Consider the following 21658-nt stretch of genomic DNA (forward strand, 5'->3'; position numbering starts at 1 on the left):
TTAGCGGCAAGTGTCCGCAGGGCCACCGTCAACATCAAGACAGCGCCCGTCGAACGCACCTTCGGGAACCTTCAGCCCGATCATCGCCGCCAGAGTGGGGGCGATATCAACCGTTTCGACCGGCTGGGGCTGTTCCATACCCTTCACGCCCCTGCGCCAGAAGATCATCGGCACGCGGCGGTCATAGTCCCAGATGCTGCCATGGGTGGTGACATAGCCCGGCCCGGCCTTGGGCATGGCGATGATCGCGCGCCTCAACGCCGCATAGACCTGACCCGAACGGGTCGGATCGAAGGAGGCGCGGGCGCGCTGGATCAGGCTCCAGTCCTGCGGATGGCCATGGGGATAGGGGGTGGCGGCGATCTCATCGGCGGTAAAGACGGCCTCGACCTGAGGATGGGCCTTGAGACGGGCGACCAGCTTCTCGCTGACCTTGGCGCGTTCTTCGGGCGTCAATTGCGGGCTGATCCAGTAATCGCCGCCCACGCCGTCCGAGCAGACGATATTGCCCGCCACATCGGGGCCGGGGTTGCATGCGGGCAGAGGCTTCGTAATGCCCAATTCAGCGGCAATAGCGCGGCCTAGCGTTTCACCGCTCAGTGCTGCATCGCCGCGCCCAGCCTCGGGCACGCCCTGTTCGCGCAGGCGTTCGGGCAGGTCGATCCCGCCATGGTCGGCCGACAGCATCACGGCATAATCCACGCCCGACGCATCCAGCTTGGCAAAGAAAGCGCCCAGCTTCTGATCCAGCTCATGCTGCTGGATGCACATTTCGAGCCCTTCCGTGCCATAGGCATGGCCGACATAGTCATTGGCCGAGAGGCTGACCGAGAGAATATCGGGAGCCGTTCCCTTGCCCAGCTTCATCGAGGTGAGCAGCGAGGCGGCCAGATCGAGCGTAGCGGCATCGGCGCGCGGCGAAATGCGGAGCTGATCGGCGGGCTTCACCTTGCCCTTGGGGTCCAGCACAAAGCGGCCGGTGCCCACCGTGACCGATCCGGCCTGAACCGCGCGGTCACTGGCGGCGCACCATGCCGGAACCGCCATCGCGGGCGCGCCCTTGGCCAGCAAGGCCTTGAGGCCATCGTTCAATTTCAACACTTCGGGCGGCAAAGGCGCGCCGACAAAGCTGGTATAGGCCCCGCGATCATACCAGAAGGCGGCATCGATCTGATGCCCGCCCATCATCACCACAGCGCGATCCTTGGTGGACACGGCGACATTGCGGCTGGCGGGCCACTGCTTCTTGGCCCATTCACCAAGCGTGGGGACCTTCAAATGCACCGCCGAGACATAGGGCTTGGAGGTCGAGCTTTCAGGCTTGCTCTCATCCTCGACGCAGTAAACCTTCTTTTCCGCGCGCGGGGTGGACAGATCGACCCAGGTGTTGGCGATGATCCCGGTGCGCGCCGGATGGGCGCCGGTCATCAGCGTCGAATGGCCGGGGCAGGTTTCGGTGGCCGCGTGGCTTTGGAAACCGGCGGCGAACACCGCGCCTTTCAGCAGGCGGGCAAGGCCGCCGGTGTAATGTTCGCGATATTCGGCAAACAGATCGGCGCTGAACTGGTCCACCGAAATGGCAACGATCAGCTTGGGCGCGGGCAATTGCGCATCGGCGGCGGGGGCGGGCGCCTCCTTGGCCATGGCCGGGGCGGCGACCAGACAAAGCGCCAGTGCGGCAAGACACGACTTATGAGAAATGGCAATGGATCGGGCCACGGGGCTTTCCTTGCAAAATGTTTCGTTCGGCGGCAGGGGTAGGTGATGGCGCGTGGGCAGGATTTTCGCAAGTGCGAGAACCACCTTTGCCACAAGCCGGCCTGCCTGCCCCCGACGGAGAAGACGATTGATGACCGCCCCCGCCTTGCATCGCCATGTTGCGCCTTTATGGCAAGGTATCCTGTTCTTGCTGGCGATTTTGGGATTTTGCGCGCCCTTGCGGGCAGCGGATGCGCCGGGCGCGAACCATATTGCCGCGCAATTGATCGCCGAACATGGCGTCGCGCCGGGCGGCACGGTGACGCTGGCCATCCATTTCACGCCGGAAAAGACCTATCACGGCTATTGGCAGAACCCCGGCGATGCGGGGCTGGGCACGGTTCTGACATGGACCGGGCCGGGCAAGGCGGGGGCACCGTCCTATCCGGTGCCTGAAACCTTGCTGATTTCCGGGCTGATGAACCATGTCTATCAATCCGATTTCGCGCTGCTGGTGCCCTATACGGTGCCTGCGGATGCAAAGGCGGGCAGCGAAATTCCCTTGAAGCTCAAGGCCGACTGGCTGGCCTGCACCGATACGATGTGCGTGCCGGAATCGGGCGAGATGAGCACGGTGGTGAAGATCACGCAGCCGGGCGGCGAAGGCGCCTCCGATCCGCGCTTTGATACATGGCGTGCGAAATTGCCCGCCCCGCTGGGCGCGGCGGCGCATTGGGCGATTGCAGGCGACACTTTACGCCTCGCCATCCCCTTCCCCGCCAGCGGCAAGGTGGAAAATCCGCATTTCTTCGCCGCGTCGGAAAACGCCATCGCCTATGCCGCCCCGCAGAGCTTCTCGCGCAAGGGCGACATGCTGATCGTCACGCTGAAGCGCGCGGGCCAAGGGACGTTGAAGGATCTGTCCGGCGTGCTGCGCCTGAACAGCGCGGGCGATGGGGTTGAGGTGTCGGCCAGTGAAGGGGCTGTCCCCGCGGACGGCGAACCGATTGCCACGGGCGAGAGCAAAGGGCCGGAATTGCCCGCGCTGCCCTGGCTGATCCTGGCCGCGCTGGCGGGTGGGCTGTTGCTCAACATCATGCCCTGCGTGTTTCCAATCCTCTCGCTCAAGGCGCTCTCACTGGCCCGCGCGGGTGAATCGCAGGCCGAGGCGCGCGCCGAGGGGATCTTCTATTCCGCAGGCGTGATCGTCGCCTGCTCGCTGCTGGGCGCGCTGCTGCTCTCGCTGCGCGCGGGCGGTGAGCAAGTCGGCTGGGCGTTCCAGTTGCAGGAGCCGGGCGTGGTGGCCGCGCTGCTGATGCTGGCCGTGGCGATCACGGCCAATCTGCTGGGCCTGTTTGAATTTTCGGTGCCGGGTTTTGCCTCGCATGGCGCGGGCTCTTCACGCTCGGCCTTTGCCACCGGCCTGCTGGCGGCATTTGTCGCCACGCCCTGCACCGGCCCGTTCATGGCCAGCGCAATGGGCGCGGCGCTCCTGCTGCCGATCCCGGCGGCGATGCTGCTGTTCGCCTCGCTGGGCCTTGGTATTGCGCTGCCGTTTCTGGCGACTGCCTTTGTGCCTGCGCTGCGCCGCGCGCTGCCGCGTCCGGGGGCGTGGATGAACTGGTTTCGCCGCGCGATGGCGGTGCCGATGGGGCTGACGGCGCTGGGCCTGCTGTGGCTGGCCTCGCGGCTGGGCGGCAATGGCTTTGCGGGCTTCTGCCTCGTGCTGGCGATTGTTTTGCTGGCGGTGCTGGCCATGCTGGGCGATGGACAGCGCAAGGGTCTGGGCCGGGGCGTCAAGGCGCTGGGCCTGATCGCGGCGGGCGCGGTTGCGGCGGCGATCATCATGCCGCGCACGATCCAGCACCCCGGCGATGAAGGCGCCGACCTGCTGGGCGCGCAGGCCTTCAGCGAGGCCGCCCTCGGCGCTGCGCTGGGCAGCGGCCAGCCCGCCTTCGTCTATTTCACCGCCGACTGGTGCCTGACCTGCAAGGTCAACGAACGCGTCGCCATCGAGCGCGAGGAAACCCGCGAGGCCTTCGCCAAAGCGGGCGTCAAAGTGTTCAAGGGCGACTGGACCCGCCGCGACCCGGCGATCACGCGATACCTGACCGCCCATGGCGCGGCCGGCGTGCCGCTCTACGTCTGGTATCCCAAGGGCGCCAAGCAACCCAGCCAGTTGCCCCAGGTTCTCGGCCCCGAAACTCTGGCCGAACTGGCGCGCGGAGCAAAATCGTGAAGGCTGGGCAGATTGCCCATCATGTTTTGACAACGATCAAGGTGGGGAGCAGCGGTTTTCGCTAATCAAACCTCAAGACCGGCGGGTTTCGAACTGAAACTCCGCCAGACTTACGACTTTCTCCCCACCTTGGGCGGTTTCCTTTATGGATGCCGCCCATCTTTTTGTTCGGCTTTGGGCGGGTTATGCCTCCGGCGGGCAAAGGGACTTGTCCCTTTGCAATCCCGTTATTGGGGTGCGTGAGGCTGGCGATGCCGCGTGTTGTGCAATAGTTGCATAGCCTGCGGCGCGGCGGGAGTGCGCTGATCGGCGCCGCAGGCCTTAAAATTCCACGCCCTCGTCCGACACCCAAGGTCGAACCCGTGGCGCAACCCGGACAATATCGGGATTGTTAAGGGCCCCCGCCCTTAACCCGCCGGAGGCAAAACCCCTAAAAACCCCAATCAAACCGCCGAAGAAAACTTCTTCCCCGAATCTACCCGATAGGGATCGAACAAAGCCGCAATCGTGCGCGCATAGGGCAACCCGCCCGGCAGGATCACCAGACGCCCGCCATCCAGCCGCGCAAGCCCCCGCTCGACAAAGGGCGCCAAGGCCCCGCGCAGACCCGCCGCCAGCTCGCCGCCGATATCCGCCTCGCCCTGACACAACAGCGCCTCGATGATCGCGCCGCGCTTTTGGTCGTCGGCGCTGCGGCGAATACCGCCCACGCCCGTCAACCGGTCCTGCGAGAGGAGCATGCGATAGCGCCCGGCGTTCTTCTCGTTCTGGATGATCCGGTCGGGGAAGCAGGAGATGGCCGAAGCCCCCAGCCCGATCAGAACCGGCGCTGTATCCTCGGTAAAGCCCTGAAAATTGCGATGGAGGCGCCCCGCCACGGTCGCCTGCGCGATGGCATCGCCGGGCAATGCGAAATGGTCGAAACCCACCGGCTGATAACCTGCATCGACAAGGTAATCATGCCCGCGCGCCGCCATCATGAAACGCTCGTCCTGACCCGGCAGGTTCTGTGCGTCGATCCGGCGCTGGCGCGGCAGCATATGCGGCACATGGGCATAGCCAAAGAGCGCGATGCGATCCGCGCCCAGTTCGCAGGCGCGCGACAGGCTTTCCTCCACCATGTCCCAATCCTGACCCGGCAGGCCATACATCAGGTCATAATTGAGCGAATTGACCCCTGCTCGGCGCAGCATGGTGGTGGCGCGCTCGATCATCTCGCCCGGCTGGATGCGGCCGATCGCGGCCTGCAACGTGGGAGAGAAGGTCTGCACACCAAGGCTCGCCCGCGTGATGCCGACGAAACGCAACACATCGCCCCAATCCTGCGTCAGCGTGCGCGGATCGAGTTCGATCGACCACACCGGATTGTCCAGGCTGAAATGCACGGTGATCGCATCGACCAGCCGGACGAAATCGGTCGGGCTGATCGCATTGGGGCTGCCCCCGCCAAAGGCGATGCGGCGCACCTTGATCCGCCCGTCCAGCCGAGGCCCGACAATCGCGATCTCGCGCGTCAGCGCGTCCAGATAGGAGGCCAGCCTCTGCCTTTTGCCCGATGCCCCGGTGTTGCACCCGCAATACCAGCAGATCTGCTCGCAATAGGGGATGTGGATATAGAGCGAAACCTCGCCCACCGTGGCGCGCAACGCCTCATCAAGCGCATCTGCGCCAATGGCAGGCGTGAACTCCGCTGCGGTCGGATAGCTGGTGTAACGCGGCACAGGCCGTTCCAGCAGTTCAGGATGATAAGGCCACATGGGAATGGTAATGCCCCCGCGCCGGGCCGCTTTCTTTGCGCGCGATCAAGCGTGCGAAACTTTCAGCAGCACTTCTTTCCCGTGCGCTTGCGCTCGCCGCCATGGCATCCCTTGACGCAGCATCCGGGGGTCTGCTTGCCCGGAACGTCCTGCGGCCCCACCGGCACCGAGATGCTGCGCGTCACCCCATCGCCCGAACAGATCGCGGCCACAATCGCCCCCTTCGCCGCTGCCGGGGCCACATTGAACACCGCCGGCGCCATCGCGATCAGCGCAAAGAGCGAGATCCGCCTCATCCGCGCTCGCCCTTTTGTTCGACAGGCAATTCCTCGTCATCAATCAGGATGCGCGCGGCGGCCCCGTCCAGATCCTCGAACTGGCCATTACGCAGCGACCAGAAGAAAGCCACCAGCCCGGTCAGCCCCATCAGCAAAGCCACAGGGATCAGAAAAGCCAGCCCGGTCATGCCTTGGGCTCCCCTGCCGCCATCGCCAGACGCAGCGAATTGCCGATCACGATCAGCGAGGAAGTGGACATCGCCACCGCCGCGATCAAGGGCGTAACCAGCCCCGCCATGGCCATCGGCACGGCCAGCACATTATAGCCGATGGCCAGCACGAAGTTCTGCCGCACCACGCGCATCGTCGCGCGCGATGTGGCCATGGCGCGCGGGATCGCCAACAGCGAATCGGAGAGGAACACGAAATCGGCCGCCTGCCGCCCGACATCGCTGGCCGTGCCCGGCGCGATGGAGGCATGGGCGGCGGCCAGCGCCGGGCCATCGTTCAGCCCATCACCCGCCATCAGCACATGATGCCCCGCGCCCTGCAACCGCTGGATCGCCTCCAGCTTGTCGGCGGGGCTGGCGTGGCCTTGCGCGGTCATATGCGTGGCGCGGGCCACCTCGGCCACGGCGCCCATCGCATCGCCCGACAGGATCGAAGGCTCGACCCCCATGGCGCGCATCCAGCCCAGCGCCTGATTGGCCTCAGGACGCAGTCGGTCGGCAAACAGGATCAGCCGCACCGGCATGCCTTCGATGTCCAGCGCGCTGGCCATACCGCCCGTCGGCCCATCCGGGCGGCGCAGCGCCACCGGGCCGCCGTGCCAGAGCGCGTGAATGCCCTGCCCCGGCACTTCCTCGACCTGCGTCAATTCCGCCGCCGTCACGCCCCGCGCGCCCAGCGCCTCGACCAGCGCGCGGCTGAGCGGATGGCGCGAATGGCTGGCCAGCGCGAGGGCGACTTGCGCAGCCTCGACGGGCAGCGCATCCAAAGCCTGCGGATCGGGCGTCGGACGGCCCAGCGTCAGCGTGCCTGTCTTGTCCAGCAGCGCGCGGTCGATGCGGGCCATGCGCTCCATCGCGCTGCCGTCCTTCACCATGATCCCGCGCCGCATCAGCGCGCCCGCGGCCACCACCTGCGCCACCGGCACGGCCAGACCCAGCGCGCATGGGCAGGTGATGATCAGCACGGCAATCGCGATCTTGAGGCTTTCATAGGCCCCCGCGCCCGCGATCATCCATCCGATAAACGTCAGCGCCGCCAGCGTATGCACAGCGGGCGCGTAAAGGCGGCTTGCCCGGTCGGCGATGCGGACATAGGCGCTGCGATGCTGGCCCGCTGCCTCCATCGTGCGCGCGATTTCGGCAAGGGTCGTGTCCGAACCCGCCGCCGTCACGCGCACATCGACCGGCGCGTCCATGTTCAACATGCCCGCATGCACGGCATCGCCCTGCGCCACTGGCACAGCCGCGCTCTCGCCGGTCAGCAGGCTGCGGTCGAAACGGCTCGCGCCGCTCACGATCTCGCCATCGGCGGCCAGACGCTCACCCGAGGCTACGCGCATCACCATGCCGGGCAGCAGATCGCGGGCGGAAACCCAATCGACCGCTCCTTTGGCCACCACCATCGCGCCCGGTGCCGCCTGACGCAGCAGCGCATCCACCCCGGCCCGCGCGCGGTCGCGCATCATCGCGTCCAGCACTCGGCCCGCCAGCAGGAACAAGAGCAGCATCAGCGTGCCGTCAAACCACGCCTCGGCGCCATGGGTCAGCGTCTCATACAGGCTCAGCCCCGTGGCCAGGATCACGCCGATGGAGATCGGCACATCCATATTGGTGCGCCCATGCCGCAGCGCCCCCCATGCCGAGGCAAAGAACACCCGCCCCGCATAAAGAATCGCCGGAATACCAATCGCCGCCGACAGCAGATGGAACAGATCGCGCGTCGAACCTTCGGCCCCCGACCAGATACTGACCGAGAGCAGCATGACATTCATGCAGGCAAAACCGGCGACCGCCAGCGGCGCCAGCAAGGGTTTGACCGCCGAGGGCGGCGGGGCCAGATCCTCGACGCGAGGCTGGCTGGGAAAACCGATGGAGGCCAGCGCCCCCACCAGATCGGGCACGCCCAGCGCCGTGTCATGCGCCACACTGACTTGCCGCGCCGTCAGATTGACCCGCGCCGATTGCACGCCGGGCAAAGCGCCCAGCGCCCGCTCAACCTTGCCCATGCAACTGGCGCAATGCATCCCCGGCACCACCAGCGTGATGGTCTCGATGCTTTCGCTTTGGGTCAGGGGCAGGGCGCTGGCCATCTCATGCTTCCTATCAGAGCATCTGCTGCAGGCGGACGGTGTGATGGCCGGCGGCATCATCGCCATCCAGCTTCAAGCGCAGGCGCCAGCGGCCTTCGGGCAGCGGATCAATCGAGATCCAGCGCCCATCGCCCACCTTGCGGAAGGATACGGTGCGGTCGGCTTCCTGCCCCAGCGGATGCCATGCCTCGCCGCCCAGCACCGCATGATCGGGCCGCGCCTCGCCGATCAGCGACACCGCCACCCGGCCATCGGCCTGACGCAGCGCGCTCACCTGCCAGCCCAGCGCCTTTTCCTTCGCCGCCTCGTTCAGCCATGTGTTGTAATGCTGGCTGGCGACATAGGAATTATCGACCACCACGCCGCTGAAGCTGGTGCTGGCCAGCGTGGCCATATAGACATTCACGGCGATCACGATACCGAAAAAACCCACAAGGATCATGGTCATATGCCATCCGGTGAACCGGAAAGGGCGGCGGGCGGCAGGAGTATTCATAGCGGGGGCACTCCTTGGGTTATTCGGCGCCGGGGGCGTCAAAGCGGGTGTCGTAACTGACCTGACCGCCGTCCTGATCCAGCGCGCGCAGGGTAAAGCTGAGCTTGCCCTCAGCCGTCCCGGCAGGCGCCGTCACATAGATCCTTAGCGGCGATGTGGTGTCGGCCGGAATGATCCGTGTCAAATCGCGCGCGGCCATGTCTTTTGCCATGTCCTCGCTCCACATCTTTGCGCCCGCCGGACCGTCCAGCACCAGTTGCATCTTGCGCGGGCGGCCTTCCATGTTCTTCCAGCGCACCGCATAGGCATTGCGGATCTCGCCGCTGGACAGGATCATATAGGGCGGGTTGCGATCCTTGCTGACCGCGATGGAGATATGCTGGCGCGTGCCAAGGGCGAAGAGCAGAGCCGCGCCGATGGTGGACCAGATGCCGAGATAGATCAGCGTGCGCGCATGCCAGATCAGCTTCCAATGCGGCGTGGCGCTCTGGCCCTGCTTTTCGCGGGCCGAATCCTCCAGCGTCACATAGTCGATCAACCCGCGCGGGCGGCCGGTCTTTTCCATCACCCCGTCGCAGGCGTCGATGCACAGCGCGCAGGTGATGCAGCCGATCTGCGGCCCTTCGCGAATGTCGATGCCGGTGGGGCAAACCGCCGCGCAAAGCCCGCAATCGATGCAATCGCCCAGCGGCGCGCCATCGGTGCTTTTCTTGCCACGCGGTTCGCCGCGCCAGTCCTTATAGGTCACCAGCAGCGATTTTTCGTCGAGCATCGCCGACTGAATACGCGGCCAGGGGCACATATAGACGCAGACCTGCTCGCGCATGAAGCCACCGAACCACATGGTCGTGACGGTCAGCACAAAGACGGTCGAATAGGCGATGGAGGGCGCCTGAAGCGTGACGAATTCGCGCGCCAGCGTGGGCGCATCAGCGAAATAGAAGATCCATGCGCCGCCCGTCGAAATGGAAATGAGCAGATAGATGCTCCATTTCCCCAGCCGCCGCGCGATCTTGCCCGGCCCCCACGGAGCCTTGGCCAGCTTCATCTGCGCATTGCGGTCGCCGTCGATCAGGCGGTCAACATGCTGAAACAGGTCGGTCCACACCGTTTGCGGACAGGCATAGCCGCACCATGCGCGCCCCACCGCCGATGTGACCAGAAACAGGCCGATCCCGGCCATGATGAGCAGGCCCGCGACGAAGTAGAACTCCTGCGGCCAGATCTCGATCGCGAACATATAGAAGCGGCGGTGTTCAAGGTCGATCAGCACCGCCTGATCGGGGGAATAGGGCCCGCGGTGCCAGCGCAGCCACGGGGTAATGTAATAGACGGCGAGGCAGAAGGTCATCACCGCCCATTTCAGGCGCCGGAAACGGCCGTCTACCGCACGCGGATAGACGGCCTGAGTTTCCGCATGGAGCCGCTTCGGAGGCTGTCTGGTCAGCCCTTTGGGGTCCATGTTGGTCATAGTTATTGTCCTGTACTTGTGGCGGTTTGGGCCGCAGCATCCGCTGCCGGGGCCGCCGTGGCCGCAAAGGCTTCACCACCGCCAAGGCTGTGGACATAGGCCGCCAGCATCTTGATCGTGGCCGGGCTGAGACGGTTGCCCCATGCGGGCATCACGCCGGCGTGGGCATTGGTCACCGTTTCGGTAATCGCGGTACGGCTGCCGCCATAGAGCCAGACCTTGTCGGTCAGGTTCGGCGCGCCGAACATGCGGTTGCCCTTGCCGTCGGGATTGTGGCAGGCCACGCAATTGGCCGCAAACAGGGCCGCGCCGCGCTGAGCCGAGGCATTGCCCGGTTCCTGACCCGAGATCTGACGGACATAGCTGACCACGTCCTGCACATCGGCGGGTTTCAGGATGCCGTCACGGCCAAAGCTGGGCATCATGCTGGTGCGGGTGGCCGCGTCGCCGGGCTGGCGGATGCCATGTTCCAGCGTGGTCTGGATGTCGGTCAGCGTGCCGCCCCACAGCCAGTCATCGTCGTTCAGGTTGGGATAGCCGATGGAACCGGCCGCGCCCGAACCATGGCAGGGAACGCAGTTGACCTTGAAGGCCGCCTTGCCGCCCGCAACCGCCTTGGCCAGCAGTTCCGGGTTCTTGGGCAGGTCTTCAATCGGCGTGGCGTCGAGCGCGGCCAGAACCGGCGCGCGGGCCGCCTTGGCCGCGTCCATCTCCGAGGCGAGCTGGCCACGGCTGGTCCAGCCGAAGGTGCCGTGGCTGCCTTCCTTGATGCCCGGAATGGCGGGATAGACCACGCAATAGCCGATCGCGAACACGATGCAGGCATAGAACGTGTAGAGCCACCAGGTGGGCAGCGGGGTGTTCAACTCCTCGATGCCATCCCATTCATGGCCCATGGTCGAGGTGCCGGTCGGCTCGTCCACGCGCGGGCCGGCATGTTCATTCTCAGGTGCGGACATGATCGTCCTCCTCGAAAATCATGGTGGCGGCCTCGTCGCTGTTCTTGCGCCCGCCGGGGCGAAAGGGCCATGCGCAAAGCACCACAAAGCTGATCGTCATCGCCAGCAGCCCCCAGCTGTCGGCGAACTGGCGCAAGGCCTGATAGGTTTCGGTCTGGTTCACCGTCCCTTCTCCTTGGCCAGAGCTTCCTGCGCCGCCGCGCTTTCGGTATCCACAAAGGTGCCCAGCACCTGCAGATAGGCGATCAGCGCGTCCATTTCGGTCAGCTTCTTCGGGTTGCCGTCAAAATCGCGCGCCTGCGCCTTGGGATAGCGCTTGATCAGGTCGGTGTTGTCGGCATCGGGGTTGGCCTGATTGAACAGGTCTTCCTTGGCCTTGGCGATATCGTCCTTGGTATAGGGCACGCCGGTGATGGCGAGCGCCTTCACTTCGGCGGCGATATCGGGCTTGGCCAGCTCGTTCTTGGCCAGGAACGCATAGTTGGGCATGATCGATTCAGGCACAACGCTGCGCGGCGCGGTCAGATGCTGGACATGCCAGGCGTCCGAATATTTGCCGCCCACGCGCGCCAGATCCGGCCCGGTACGCTCCGAGCCCCACTGGAACGGGTGGTCATACATCGATTCGGCGGCAAGGCTGTAATGGCCATAGCGTTCGGTCTCGTCACGGAACGGACGGATCATCTGGCTGTGGCACAGATAGCAGCCCTCGCGGACATAGATGTCGCGCCCGGCCTGTTCGAGCGGGGTGTAGGGGCGAACCCCCTTCACCTTCTCGATAGTGTTGTCGATCCAGAACAGCGGCGCGATTTCCACGATGCCGCCCACCAGAACCACCAGCAGCGACAGAACGCCCAGCAGCGTGATGTTCTTTTCAATGGCGCCGTGCCAATGGAACGGTTGCTTGTCTTGGGTAGCCATGATCGGTCCCCCTTATTCGGCAGGCTGAGCGACGAGTGGCACGTCGTTCGCCTTGTTCTGTTCGATATTGTACAGCGGCGCTTCGGCGCGCAGCGGGCTGCCCGCGATGGTCTTCCAGACGTTGATGACCATGAAGGCCGCGCCCGAGAGATAAAGCACGCCGCCAAGACCGCGCAGCACATACATCGGGTGAATAGCGGGCAGCACGTCGGCAAAGCTGTTGAGCAGATAGCCGTCGGCGCCATATTCACGCCACATCAGACCCTGCGTGATCCCGGCCACCCACATGGATGCGGCATAGAACACGATACCGATCGTGGCGGTCCAGAAGTGCCAGTTGACCATGCGCAGCGAATAGAGCTGCGTGCGGTTCCACAGGCGCGGCGTCAGGTAATAGATGGCGCCAAAGGTGACCATGCCGTTCCAGCCCAGAGCGCCGGAGTGAACGTGGCCGATGGTCCAGTTGGTGTAGTGCGAGAGCGAGTTGACGCTTTTCACCGACATCATCGGGCCTTCGAACGTGGACATGCCGTAAAAGGCAAGGCTCATCACGAACATGCGCAGCACCGGATCGGTACGCAGCTTGTCCCAAGCCCCGTTCAGCGTCATCAGACCGTTGATCATGCCGCCCCAGCTGGGCATCCACAGCATCACCGAGAACACCATGCCCAGCGTCTGCGCCCAGTCGGGCAGCGCGGTATAGTGCAGGTGGTGAGGACCGGCCCAGATATAGAGGAAGATCAGCGCCCAGAAGTGGATGATCGACAGGCGATAGGAATAGACCGGACGCTGGGCCTGTTTCGGCACGAAGTAATACATCATGCCAAGGAAGCCCGCGGTCAGGAAGAAGCCCACCGCATTATGGCCATACCACCATTGCACCAGCGCGCCCTGCACGCCCGCGAACCAGCTGATCGACTGGCTGCCCAGGAAGCTGACGGGAATGGCCAGATTGTTGACCAGATGCAGCATCGCCACGGTGATGATGAAGGACAGATAGAACCAGTTGGCCACATAGATGTGCGGTTCGCTGCGCTTCATGATCGTGCCGCCATAGACGACCAGATACGACACCCAGACCACCGTCAGCCACAGGTCGACATACCATTCCGGCTCGGCATATTCCTTGGCCTGCGTCACGCCCAGCAGGTATCCGGTGGCCGCCAGCACGATAAAGAGCTGATAACCCCAGAATACGAAACGGGCGAGGCCGGGGAAGGCCAGCCTCGCCCGGCAAGTGCGCTGGACCACGTAGAATGACGTGGCGATCAGCGCGTTGCCTCCGAAAGCGAAGATGACCGCAGAAGTGTGGAGCGGACGCATGCGGCCAAAATTGAACCAGGGTTCAAGGTTGATCTGCGGATAGGCCAGCTGAAAAGCGATGACGACGCCGACCAGAAAACCGGCGACGCCCCAGAACACCGTGGCGATCACGCCCCAGCGGATCACATCGTCGTCATACTTTGATGCGTCCCCGGTGGGGGCGGCCAGCCCACGGCTCACCCGTTGATAGTCGGGCGAACGAATGGCGAAGATCAGACCGACAAGGCAGGCGACAGCCACCGTCGCTGCCTGGATGGCAAAGGCGGTGTCATGCGCGGCCACGCTGGCCATGATAGATAGAAGCAGAAGCACCAGCCAGATGCCTGCTCGCGAGACTAGGGTAACCATGAGCCTTCCCTCTCAGGTTTGTGGAAGCCTCGCCTATGAGCGGGGCCGGACCGGATCACATTGATTCCCGTCAAAAGCGCGGGCGCCGGCGAGAATTCATTTTCAGAATATCCTAAAACGGAAAATTTATGAAGCAGCGCAGATAGTTAATTGGTCCAATTGTGCATCTGCGATAGGGCGTCTATCCGCCCGGCGGCCGCTCTTTGCCCCCTTGGGCGCAAGTTGATGGAATTGGAGCGATTCGCTTTGGCCATGTTCGCATCCGGTTTTGGCCGCCGACAGAATTGGCGCAGCATAAAAAATCCTGCTTATTAATATAGGGCTCTGTAGAGGCCCTATTTGCCGCAGTTGCAGCATGAATTGCGCAGGATCAATTCCGCCCTTGTCCGCGATCAATGCCCGACTCCAAATATTGGCCCAAAGAGACATCCAACACCGCACAAGAACGGCTCGCACAGGGTGGGCTCGGCGGCGAAAGATGAGGAATCATGCGTAATTTCACCAAGGCTGCGGCCGCCCTGACCGCTCTTGCCGCTGCCACCACGATGGCGGGCGCCGCCCATGCCGAAGGCAATGCGGATGGCAAGATCCAGTTCAAGGTGCTGGCAACCGCCGTACTGCCGGATGGCGGGGTGAAGCAGGTCAAGACCGACATCCTGGGCCTCGTTCCCACCGCCGTTGGCAACACCGTGGCCAGCGACAATGTCACCCCGACCGTGGCGATCGAATATTTCTTCACGCCCAACATCTCGGTGGAAACCATTGCGGGCGTGACGGCGCACCATGTGTCGGCCTCGGCGGGCGCGCTTAAGGGCACCGAGCTGATCAGCAAGATCCACATCGTTCCGGCCACGCTGACCGCCAAGTATCACCTGCCGCTGGGCCATGGCATCAAGCCCTATATCGGCGCCGGACCCGCCCTCTTCATCGTGCTGGCCGACGAACCCAGCGCCGCGCTCAAGGCCGCGCTGCCCGCCGTCACCCGCACCAAGCTGAGCAGCGAATTCGGCGTGGCGCTTCAGGGCGGCATCGATATCGCGCTGGGCAAGGGCTATGGCCTGTCGTTCGACGCCAAGAAATATTGGGTCGGCACCAATGCCACCGTCTATGCCGGTTCGACTCAGGCTCTGGTGACCCGCCACAAGCTCGACCCCTGGGTGCTGAGCGCAGGCGTGTCCTATTGCTTCTAAGGCTTAACGGCTGCTCTGCCCGCCGTGGTCCTTGCGTCTGGTCTTCTGGCTCTGGATCAGGCGCAAATCGGCGGGCAGACAGAAAGGTCTGCCCAACAGGCGGCCGGACGGGTGAAATGTGGGAAGGCATGTTTCACCCGTCAAATCTGCAATGGATTTGACGGGCTATTGCGCGATCAGCCCGCTTCGGCGGTCAGCGCAAAACGATCGGTGATGATGACCTCGCGGCGCGAAGGCAGATCAATAATCCCCTCGCCGCGCAAGCGGGTGAACTGACGGCTGACCGTCTCGATGGTCAGACCCAGCACGTCGGCAATCTGCTGACGGCTGAAGGGCAGGACAAAGCGGTTCGCCTTGCTCTCATCGCCCGGCTCACACGTGGCCGGGGCCAGACGATCCGACAATTCGAGCAGGAAGCTCGCCACCTTCTCACTGGCCGACTTGCGCCCCAGCAGCAGCATCCAGCGCCGCGTGCGGTCCAGTTCGGTCAGCGTGCGTTGCAGCAGCTTATGCTCAAGGCCGGGATGCTCACGCGCGAAATTGTCAAAGTCGCCCCGCGAAAACACGCAGACCCGAGCATCGGTCAGCGCCGTCACGCCATGGTTGGTCGTGCCGCCAAAGGGGCGGCCGATGAAATCGCTGGGATAAACGACGCCGACAATCTGCTCGCGCCCATCCTCGGTGCCGGTCGAAAGCTTGAGCACACCCTCGATCACATTGGCGACCAGAACCGAATCCTCGCCCTCCCAGATCAGTGATTCGCCGGCGACAAGGCTGCGCCGCCGCCCAATCCCGTTGAGCGAGGAGAGTTCATCCTTATCCAGGGCCGAACAGATCGCCCGGTTACGGACAACGCATTGATCGCAAGAAGACATGTATGCGTATCTAACAGCCTTGGCCCCTTCCGGCAATGCTGCACTTTGGTGGAGTATGGCGCGGGGTGTTTTATTTTAGGGGTTTGGTAAAATGTAGATGGTGCCTCCGGCGGGCAAAGGGCGGGGGCCCTTTGCAATCCCATTTTTGGGTGGCCAATTGGCGAGGTTGTGTTTGGGGCTATAGTTGAAAGCCTGCGGCGCGGTGAGGCCATCCCTGTCCGCGCCGCAGGGCTTTAAAATCCAAACATCGCGTCCGACACCAAAGGCCAAACCCTATACGCAACACCGACAGTATCGGGATTGCAAAGGGCCCCCGCCCTTTGCCCGCCGGAGGCATCCTTACCCCCCAACCAGACCTACAAAATATCCGCCACATTCTGCAAAGCATGGCGCAATTTCTCGATGGCCTGCGCTTTTAGCTGATGCACGCGGGGGATAGACACGGACAGAACTTCGGCAATTTCGGCAAGGTTGAGTTCCTCGACGAAGTAAAGCTGGATCACCAATTGCAACCGTTCGGGCAGCTCGGCGATGGCGCCTGCCACGCTTTGGCGCAATTCCTCATCGGCCAGCAGCGCGAGACTGTCAGGCGCATCGTCGGCAAAGGCCATGTTGCTGTCGGAATAGGCATCGTCGATGGCTTCGAAGCGCAGCGGTTCGGAGGAATTGCGCAAGGCTTCCAGCTCGCCCAGCGTGATGCCCAGCGCGCCGGACAATTCCACATCATAGGGTTCGCGCCCCAGTTTCCCGGTCAATTCCTGCGTCTTTTCCCGCATCAGCCTACGCCGCTCGACCGCCCCGCGCGACAAAGGCACATGGCGGCGGATCAGATCGACCATCGCCCCCCTCACCCGCATCTTGGCATAGGCGGCAAAGCCGTCCTCGGTCGGTCCCTGATGGCGCTGGGCGCATTCGGTCAGCGCGACAAGGCCCGCCTGCATCAGATCCTCGACCTCTATGCCATCGCGGCCCGAGGATTGGAGGTGCCACGCAAGGCGCCGCACCATCGGCATAAAGCGGCGAACCCGGTCGGCAATATCGCCGCCATAGGCCCGCGCCGCGCCGCCATAGGCGCGAACAGCCTCCCCTGCGGGCCGTGATTTTGCAAAAGATTGAGGATCATGTTTCATGCGGCCATACTTTCAGAGGTCTGGCTGGAAGAGTCATAGTCGGGTGATGGCAGGCCCAGCGTTTGCGGGGCGGCCCCGCCGATCACGGCAATCACCTCGACAGGCTGGGTTTCGGGCAATTCGGCAATCGACATCACCACGCATCCGGGCGCGCGCAGCCGCAGCAGCGCGGCCAGCGGGCGGCGCAGGCGCGGCTGGACGATCAGGGCAATGGTCGCCCCGGTGCCGCGCTCGGCGACGATGGCGCTGGCCTGCTCGCCAATGTTGCGGGCAAGATCGGGTTCGATGACAGGCTGGCCGCTGATCGGATCGACCAGACCGCCCGCGATCATCGCCTCCAGCCCGGCGTCCAGCGTGACCACCGGCAGGCGTTCGCGCGGCGAACAGATACGCCCGACGATGAGCCCGCCCAGATCGGCCCGCACCAGATCGACGATGCGGTCGTGATCCTGCGTCTGCTGCACCGCCTGCGAGATCGAGGAGAGGATCGGCAGCGGATGGGACACCGAAATGCCATCCTCCAGCAAATTGCGCAGCAGGCGCGTCATGGCCGCCAGACTGAGCGGCGAAGGATAGATCGTTTCCACCAGCCCCGCCGCGCGTGTCTTGATCGCCTCCAACAGGGTTTTGACCTCGTCCGGCCCCATCAGCAAATGCGCGCGCTCGGACAAAAGCTGGTTCAGTTGCGTGGCGATGATCGTGGAGGCATCGACGGTCAGGAAACCCTCGGCAATCGCCAGATCGCGCGAGGCCGGGTCGATCCACCATGCCGGACAGCCAAAGGTGGGATCGGTGGTTTGCTCGCCCTGAAGGCGGGCATGGGGATTGGCCTCACTGGCATCGATCGCCATCACCTTTTCCGGCCGCAGCGTCGCCCCGCCCAGCGGCACGCCGCCCAGCAGGATGCGGTAATCATTGGGCGCGATTTCCAGTGAATCACGCACCCGGAATTGCGGCACGATAAAGCCGAAGCTCTGGGACAATTGCTTGCGTACACCGGTCACGCGGCTGACCAGCGGCGATCCGCGCCGCTCATCGACCAGTTGCACAAGGCCATAGCCCAGCTCGATGGTGACCAGCGTATGGTCGGACACATCCTCCAGCTCGATGCGGGTCGGGTCAGCCTTGGCGACGGGCGCAGGGGCGGCCTCGGCAATCTTGCTCCTGGCCTCACGCTCACGCAGCTTTTTCCAGAGGAAGAAGGCAAGGCCAGCCGCGGGCAGGAACACCGTCTGGGGCATGGCGGGGATCATGCCGATAGCCCCCAGAATGCCCGCCACCGGCAACCATGTGCGCGAATCGGCAAATTGCCCGCCGATCTGCCCGGCAAGATCGCGGCTGTCGGTGACGCGCGTGACGATCACCGCGGCGGCGATGGAGAGGAGCAGCGCAGGCACCTGCGCCACCAGCGCGTCGCCGATGGAAAGGCTGATATAGCGGCTCGCCGCGTCGCTGGCCGAAAGGCCATGGGTGATCATGCCAAGACAGAAACCGGCGATGATATTGACGCCAAGGATCAGCAAGGCGGCAATCGCATCGCCCTTCACGAATTTGCTGGCGCCATCCATCGAGCCATAGAAATCGGCCTCGGTGGTGATTTCGCGGCGGCGCGCGCGGGCATCGTCGGCGGTGATCAGGCCGCCCGCCAGATCGGCGTCGATGGCCATCTGCTTGCCCGGCATCGCGTCCAGCGTGAAGCGGGCGGAAACTTCCGACACACGCCCCGCGCCCTTGGTGATGACCACCATGTTGATGATCATCAGGATCATGAACACGAACAGACCAACCGCGAAATTGCCGCCGATCAGAAACGCGCCAAACGCCTCGATCACATGGCCCGCCGCCTCCGGCCCTTCATGGCCATGCACCAGCACCACGCGGGTCGAGGCCACATTGAGCGCCAGACGCAGCAGCGTGGCAAACAGCAGAACAGTGGGAAAGGAGGAGAAATCCAGCGGCTTTTCCGCATTCATCGAAGCCATCAGCACCGCCACCGACAGCGCGATGTTGAACACGAAAAACACGTCCAGCATAAAGGCCGGGATCGGCACCACCATCAGCACGATGATGGTCAAAATACCGAAAGGCAGCGCAAGCTGGCGCGGGCTGGCGATGCTCAGCAGCTTGTCCATCGCTTACATCCCCATCACACGCAGGCGCCCATAGGCATTGCGCACGAATTCGGACGTGGCGCCATTCTCGCTGCCAAGGCCAAAGGTGGATTGCAGCGTATCGGCCATGGATCGCGATTGCGTGGCGGGCGCGGCGGCCTGCATCGCATTGAATTCGCGTGAGAGCGGCCCGCCGGTCTGCGGCTGAGCGGCGGGCGCGGACATGGGATCGGCGGTTGCGCTCCATGCCATGCCCCCATCGATGCCGCCATAGGCCATCCCACTGGCCATCATCGCATCGGCGCTGATGCCTTCGGCGGCCAGGGCGCTTTCCATCCGGCCCCGGATCAGGCCCATCACCGCGCCCACGCTGCGCGGGTTTCCGGCATCGTCGTAAAAGATCGAGTGGTTGGCCGCCGCCGCGCGGGGAAGAATGCCCGCCGCCGACTGGTCCGGGCTGGAGTTCAGGGCCGAAAGGAATTTGGCCGCCCCATCCGCGCCAAAGAAATGCGCGACATATAACTCGCTGGCATCCGGCTTGCGCCCAAGCACGGCGGTCAGCGCATCGGCATTGTCGCTGGCCAGACTGGCCGCCATCATCGCCGAGGCATGGGGATCGCCGCGCAGGCCCAGCAGCGCCATGCGCTGGGACGGATCAGCCAAGGCCGCCCCCGTATCGCCCAGCCCCAGCATGTCGCCATGCTTTTGCAGCGTTTGCAGCCATGTGCTGTTGGTGAACTGATAAAGGCCGCTGGCGCTGGAGGCGCCATTGCGGGCGGTGGGGTTCAGCCCTGATTCCAGCCGCGCCTGCGCCGCCAGATAGGAGAAGTCCACCCCCGTGGCCCCCGCCGCACGGGCAATCGCCGCGCGGACATTGCCGCCGGACGCGCCATTGGCGGACTGGATCTTGTCGAGGCTGGCCGCCCACGAAGGGGGCGACATATCCGGCTGGCTCAAGCCCAACTCCCAAAGCAAAAGGTTCGGAGTGGATTTTGCAAAAGCCGTGCCAATTGGGCCGAAAACCGCGCCCATCGGGCAAAGCGGTGCTTTATTGTGCCACAGCCGCGCCAGCGCAGGCCATGGCGGGCCACACCCTACCCTCGGGCCGCCGCATAGGCATAGGCGGGTGTGTTGGCCCGCGCGCGATAGACCGAGGCGCCGCCGGTAAAGGCCTCCAACCGCGAGGCCACATTGGCCGCGATCAGATTGCGCACCTGACGGTTGACTTCATTCATCTTTTTGGCCGCTTCGAGCAAGCCGCGGCATTCATCATCCAGCGCGGTCACCCCGGCCAGATCAATCGCATCGCACATCGCGCTCTTGGCCGAGGCCGACCCCATGATCCCGTCCAGATCCAGCCCGGCCAAAGCCTGCCGCTCCTCTTGCAGGACGGCAACCATTTGCCGCAGCGTGTCACGCAGATCGAAAGGGGAAAGGGCCTGGCTCATGGTCAAACTCTCAACATCATGCCAGCGGCGATCATCGCGTCGCTGATCTTGGTGGGGATGATGGGATAATTGCCGTCCTCGATGGCCTTGCGGATCGAGGCGACGCGATCGGTGTCCACGGGGGCATCGCCCGCGCTGATCGCGGTGGTGCTGACCACGGTGGCGCCATCGCCGTTGACGGTCGATCCGGCCGCCGCCTGACCGGCGCTGCGCGTTTCGGTGGAAACCGAAGGCGAGGCAGCCGACGAGGTGGTGACGGGGCGCACCGCATTCACTTGTAATTTAGGCCCTGAACCAATGCCAGAGCCGGAACCGATGCTGGACATCGAACCGCTCCTTGCTTTCTACAAAGCCAAGAACGGAGGCGGTCTGCCGGTTTTAAGAGAGGGCGGCAAAATTTTGCGCGATTTTGCCGGATGGGGGGCGCAACAGACCCCAAGGATGGACGCCGCTATGACGGCCAATCGTGAAAAAGCGCTTAAAACGGCGATTGAGGCGAAAAAATCTGTCATTCGCGCAATTCAACCTCGACCTCGCCGGGCCGGGTGATGCGCGCGCGCACGGCGTCGGTCTGGGAATAGGCGCCCGCGCCGCTGCGCAGGGTGCGCACGCGTATCCAGTCGCCCACCGCGCCCGCGTCCAGCGCCTCGCCCGGCTGCGATACGGCAAAGCCCTCGCCCACCACGGCAATCGTCACCGCCTCGCCCCGCGCGATGGCCGAGGGGCCGGTTTCGGCCATGCGCACCGGCACAAAGACCCGCCAACTGCCTGCATCGGGGCATTGCACCAGCACCGCATCGCGGCGGCTGGTGCGCCAACTGAGCGCCAGCGGAGACATGCAGGCGTTGAGACGCAACCGGCGATCCACCGGCATCATCGCCCCGCCGTTCTGGCCGATGGCCTTGCCGGTGAATTCGGCCACTTCGCGGTCGATGGCGATCAGATCGGCAAAGGGGCTGGCGGCCTGCGCGCGGGCCGGGCTGATCCAGACCAGAGCAGCCATCAACAGCGCCGCGCGCAGGGTGAAGGGGGTGAAAGCCTTGTTTCGCATGATCGTTCTTGCCCGGTGTAAAAAGGCCCGGCGCGAAAAGACG

The 21658-nt window shown here is 64.2% G+C and carries 21 protein-coding genes; 3 read left to right on the top strand and 18 right to left on the bottom strand.

Annotated elements, in window-relative coordinates:
- Nucleotides 1–1719, bottom strand: a complete 1719-nt coding sequence (locus GGR38_RS17140; RefSeq protein WP_343059152.1) for an alkaline phosphatase family protein — start codon at nt 1717–1719, stop codon at nt 1–3.
- Nucleotides 1720–1849: 130 nt separating this feature from the next.
- On the opposite strand from GGR38_RS17140, the gene GGR38_RS17145 reads away from it, so the two are divergent.
- Nucleotides 1850–3937 (top strand): protein-disulfide reductase DsbD family protein, encoded by a 2088-nt coding sequence (locus tag GGR38_RS17145; RefSeq protein WP_183627385.1) that lies wholly within the window; start codon nt 1850–1852, stop codon nt 3935–3937.
- A 443-nt stretch (nt 3938–4380) separates the two neighbouring features.
- Here the strand turns inward: GGR38_RS17145 and GGR38_RS17150 are convergent, their stop codons facing one another.
- The 10 genes from GGR38_RS17150 to ccoN all read right to left on the bottom strand — a co-directional run bounded on the left by GGR38_RS17150 (nt 4381) and on the right by ccoN (nt 13810).
- Nucleotides 4381–5694 carry a radical SAM protein gene (locus GGR38_RS17150; RefSeq protein ID WP_183627386.1) on the bottom strand — a complete coding sequence of 438 codons (1314 nt, stop codon included), beginning with the start codon at nt 5692–5694 and terminating at the stop codon, nt 4381–4383.
- Nucleotides 5695–5756: 62 nt separating this feature from the next.
- The gene (locus GGR38_RS17155; RefSeq protein WP_168604323.1) at nt 5757–5990 is read right to left on the bottom strand and encodes a hypothetical protein; all 234 of its coding nucleotides are present in this window, start codon (nt 5988–5990) and stop codon (nt 5757–5759) included.
- A complete protein-coding gene (gene ccoS, locus GGR38_RS17160; protein ID WP_183627387.1) occupies nt 5987–6160 on the bottom strand; it encodes a cbb3-type cytochrome oxidase assembly protein CcoS in 174 nt (57 codons plus the stop codon). Before ccoS ends, GGR38_RS17155 begins: the two co-directional genes overlap by 4 nt.
- Complete coding sequence (locus GGR38_RS17165; protein WP_183627388.1) at nt 6157–8292, bottom strand: heavy metal translocating P-type ATPase; 2136 nt, start codon at nt 8290–8292, stop codon at nt 6157–6159. The genes ccoS and GGR38_RS17165 overlap by 4 nt, the downstream gene beginning before the upstream one ends.
- A 13-nt stretch (nt 8293–8305) precedes the next feature.
- Nucleotides 8306–8788 (bottom strand): FixH family protein, encoded by a 483-nt coding sequence (locus tag GGR38_RS17170; protein ID WP_183627389.1) that lies wholly within the window; start codon nt 8786–8788, stop codon nt 8306–8308.
- 19 nt (nt 8789–8807) lie between these two features.
- Complete coding sequence (ccoG, locus tag GGR38_RS17175; RefSeq protein WP_246404855.1) at nt 8808–10259, bottom strand: cytochrome c oxidase accessory protein CcoG; 1452 nt, start codon at nt 10257–10259, stop codon at nt 8808–8810.
- A gap of 2 nt (nt 10260–10261) precedes the next feature.
- Nucleotides 10262–11218 carry a cytochrome-c oxidase, cbb3-type subunit III gene (gene ccoP / locus GGR38_RS17180; protein WP_183627390.1) on the bottom strand — a complete coding sequence of 319 codons (957 nt, stop codon included), beginning with the start codon at nt 11216–11218 and terminating at the stop codon, nt 10262–10264.
- Nucleotides 11205–11381, bottom strand: coding sequence for a cbb3-type cytochrome c oxidase subunit 3 (locus tag GGR38_RS17185; protein ID WP_168604319.1), 177 nt, complete (start codon nt 11379–11381; stop codon nt 11205–11207). Before GGR38_RS17185 ends, ccoP begins: the two co-directional genes overlap by 14 nt.
- Nucleotides 11378–12139: a cytochrome-c oxidase, cbb3-type subunit II gene (gene ccoO, locus GGR38_RS17190; protein ID WP_183627391.1), complete on the bottom strand. Its 762-nt coding sequence runs from the start codon at nt 12137–12139 to the stop codon at nt 11378–11380. The genes GGR38_RS17185 and ccoO overlap by 4 nt, the downstream gene beginning before the upstream one ends.
- 12 nt (nt 12140–12151) lie before the next feature.
- Nucleotides 12152–13810, bottom strand: coding sequence for a cytochrome-c oxidase, cbb3-type subunit I (gene ccoN, locus GGR38_RS17195; RefSeq protein ID WP_183627392.1), 1659 nt, complete (start codon nt 13808–13810; stop codon nt 12152–12154).
- Between the two features lie 488 nt (nt 13811–14298).
- Here ccoN and GGR38_RS17200 point away from each other — a divergent pair, with 488 nt between their 5' ends.
- The gene (locus GGR38_RS17200) at nt 14299–15000 is read left to right on the top strand and encodes an OmpW/AlkL family protein (RefSeq protein ID WP_183627393.1); all 702 of its coding nucleotides are present in this window, start codon (nt 14299–14301) and stop codon (nt 14998–15000) included.
- Between the two features lie 176 nt (nt 15001–15176).
- On the opposite strand, the gene GGR38_RS17205 is transcribed toward GGR38_RS17200, so the two are convergent.
- The 6 genes from GGR38_RS17205 to flgM all read right to left on the bottom strand — a co-directional run bounded on the left by GGR38_RS17205 (nt 15177) and on the right by flgM (nt 20890).
- Nucleotides 15177–15875: a Crp/Fnr family transcriptional regulator gene (locus GGR38_RS17205; RefSeq protein ID WP_172342096.1), complete on the bottom strand. Its 699-nt coding sequence runs from the start codon at nt 15873–15875 to the stop codon at nt 15177–15179.
- A 356-nt stretch (nt 15876–16231) separates the two neighbouring features.
- Nucleotides 16232–17005, bottom strand: coding sequence for a sigma-70 family RNA polymerase sigma factor (locus GGR38_RS17210; protein WP_183627394.1), 774 nt, complete (start codon nt 17003–17005; stop codon nt 16232–16234).
- The gene (locus tag GGR38_RS17215) at nt 17002–19137 is read right to left on the bottom strand and encodes a flagellar biosynthesis protein FlhA (protein ID WP_183627395.1); all 2136 of its coding nucleotides are present in this window, start codon (nt 19135–19137) and stop codon (nt 17002–17004) included. The genes GGR38_RS17210 and GGR38_RS17215 overlap by 4 nt, the downstream gene beginning before the upstream one ends.
- A gap of 3 nt (nt 19138–19140) precedes the next feature.
- Nucleotides 19141–20073, bottom strand: coding sequence for a transglycosylase SLT domain-containing protein (locus tag GGR38_RS17220; RefSeq protein WP_246404858.1), 933 nt, complete (start codon nt 20071–20073; stop codon nt 19141–19143).
- A 137-nt stretch (nt 20074–20210) separates the two neighbouring features.
- Nucleotides 20211–20564 carry a flagellar protein FlgN gene (locus GGR38_RS17225; protein ID WP_183627396.1) on the bottom strand — a complete coding sequence of 118 codons (354 nt, stop codon included), beginning with the start codon at nt 20562–20564 and terminating at the stop codon, nt 20211–20213.
- A 2-nt stretch (nt 20565–20566) separates the two neighbouring features.
- Entirely contained in the window at nt 20567–20890 is a 324-nt protein-coding gene (gene flgM / locus GGR38_RS17230; RefSeq protein ID WP_183627397.1) for a flagellar biosynthesis anti-sigma factor FlgM, read from the bottom strand.
- On the opposite strand from flgM, the gene GGR38_RS17235 reads away from it, so the two are divergent.
- The gene (locus tag GGR38_RS17235) at nt 20880–21113 is read left to right on the top strand and encodes a hypothetical protein (protein ID WP_183627398.1); all 234 of its coding nucleotides are present in this window, start codon (nt 20880–20882) and stop codon (nt 21111–21113) included. The two genes, flgM and GGR38_RS17235, sit on opposite strands and share 11 nt — an antisense overlap.
- Here GGR38_RS17235 and GGR38_RS17240 read toward each other — a convergent pair.
- Nucleotides 21073–21615 carry a flagella basal body P-ring formation protein FlgA gene (locus GGR38_RS17240; protein ID WP_246404860.1) on the bottom strand — a complete coding sequence of 181 codons (543 nt, stop codon included), beginning with the start codon at nt 21613–21615 and terminating at the stop codon, nt 21073–21075. The genes GGR38_RS17235 and GGR38_RS17240 overlap by 41 nt on opposite strands.
- Nucleotides 21616–21658 lie beyond the last annotated feature (43 nt).

Origin of the sequence: Novosphingobium sediminicola (assembly GCF_014196525.1) — a bacterium.
Classification (GTDB): domain Bacteria; phylum Pseudomonadota; class Alphaproteobacteria; order Sphingomonadales; family Sphingomonadaceae; genus Novosphingobium; species Novosphingobium sediminicola.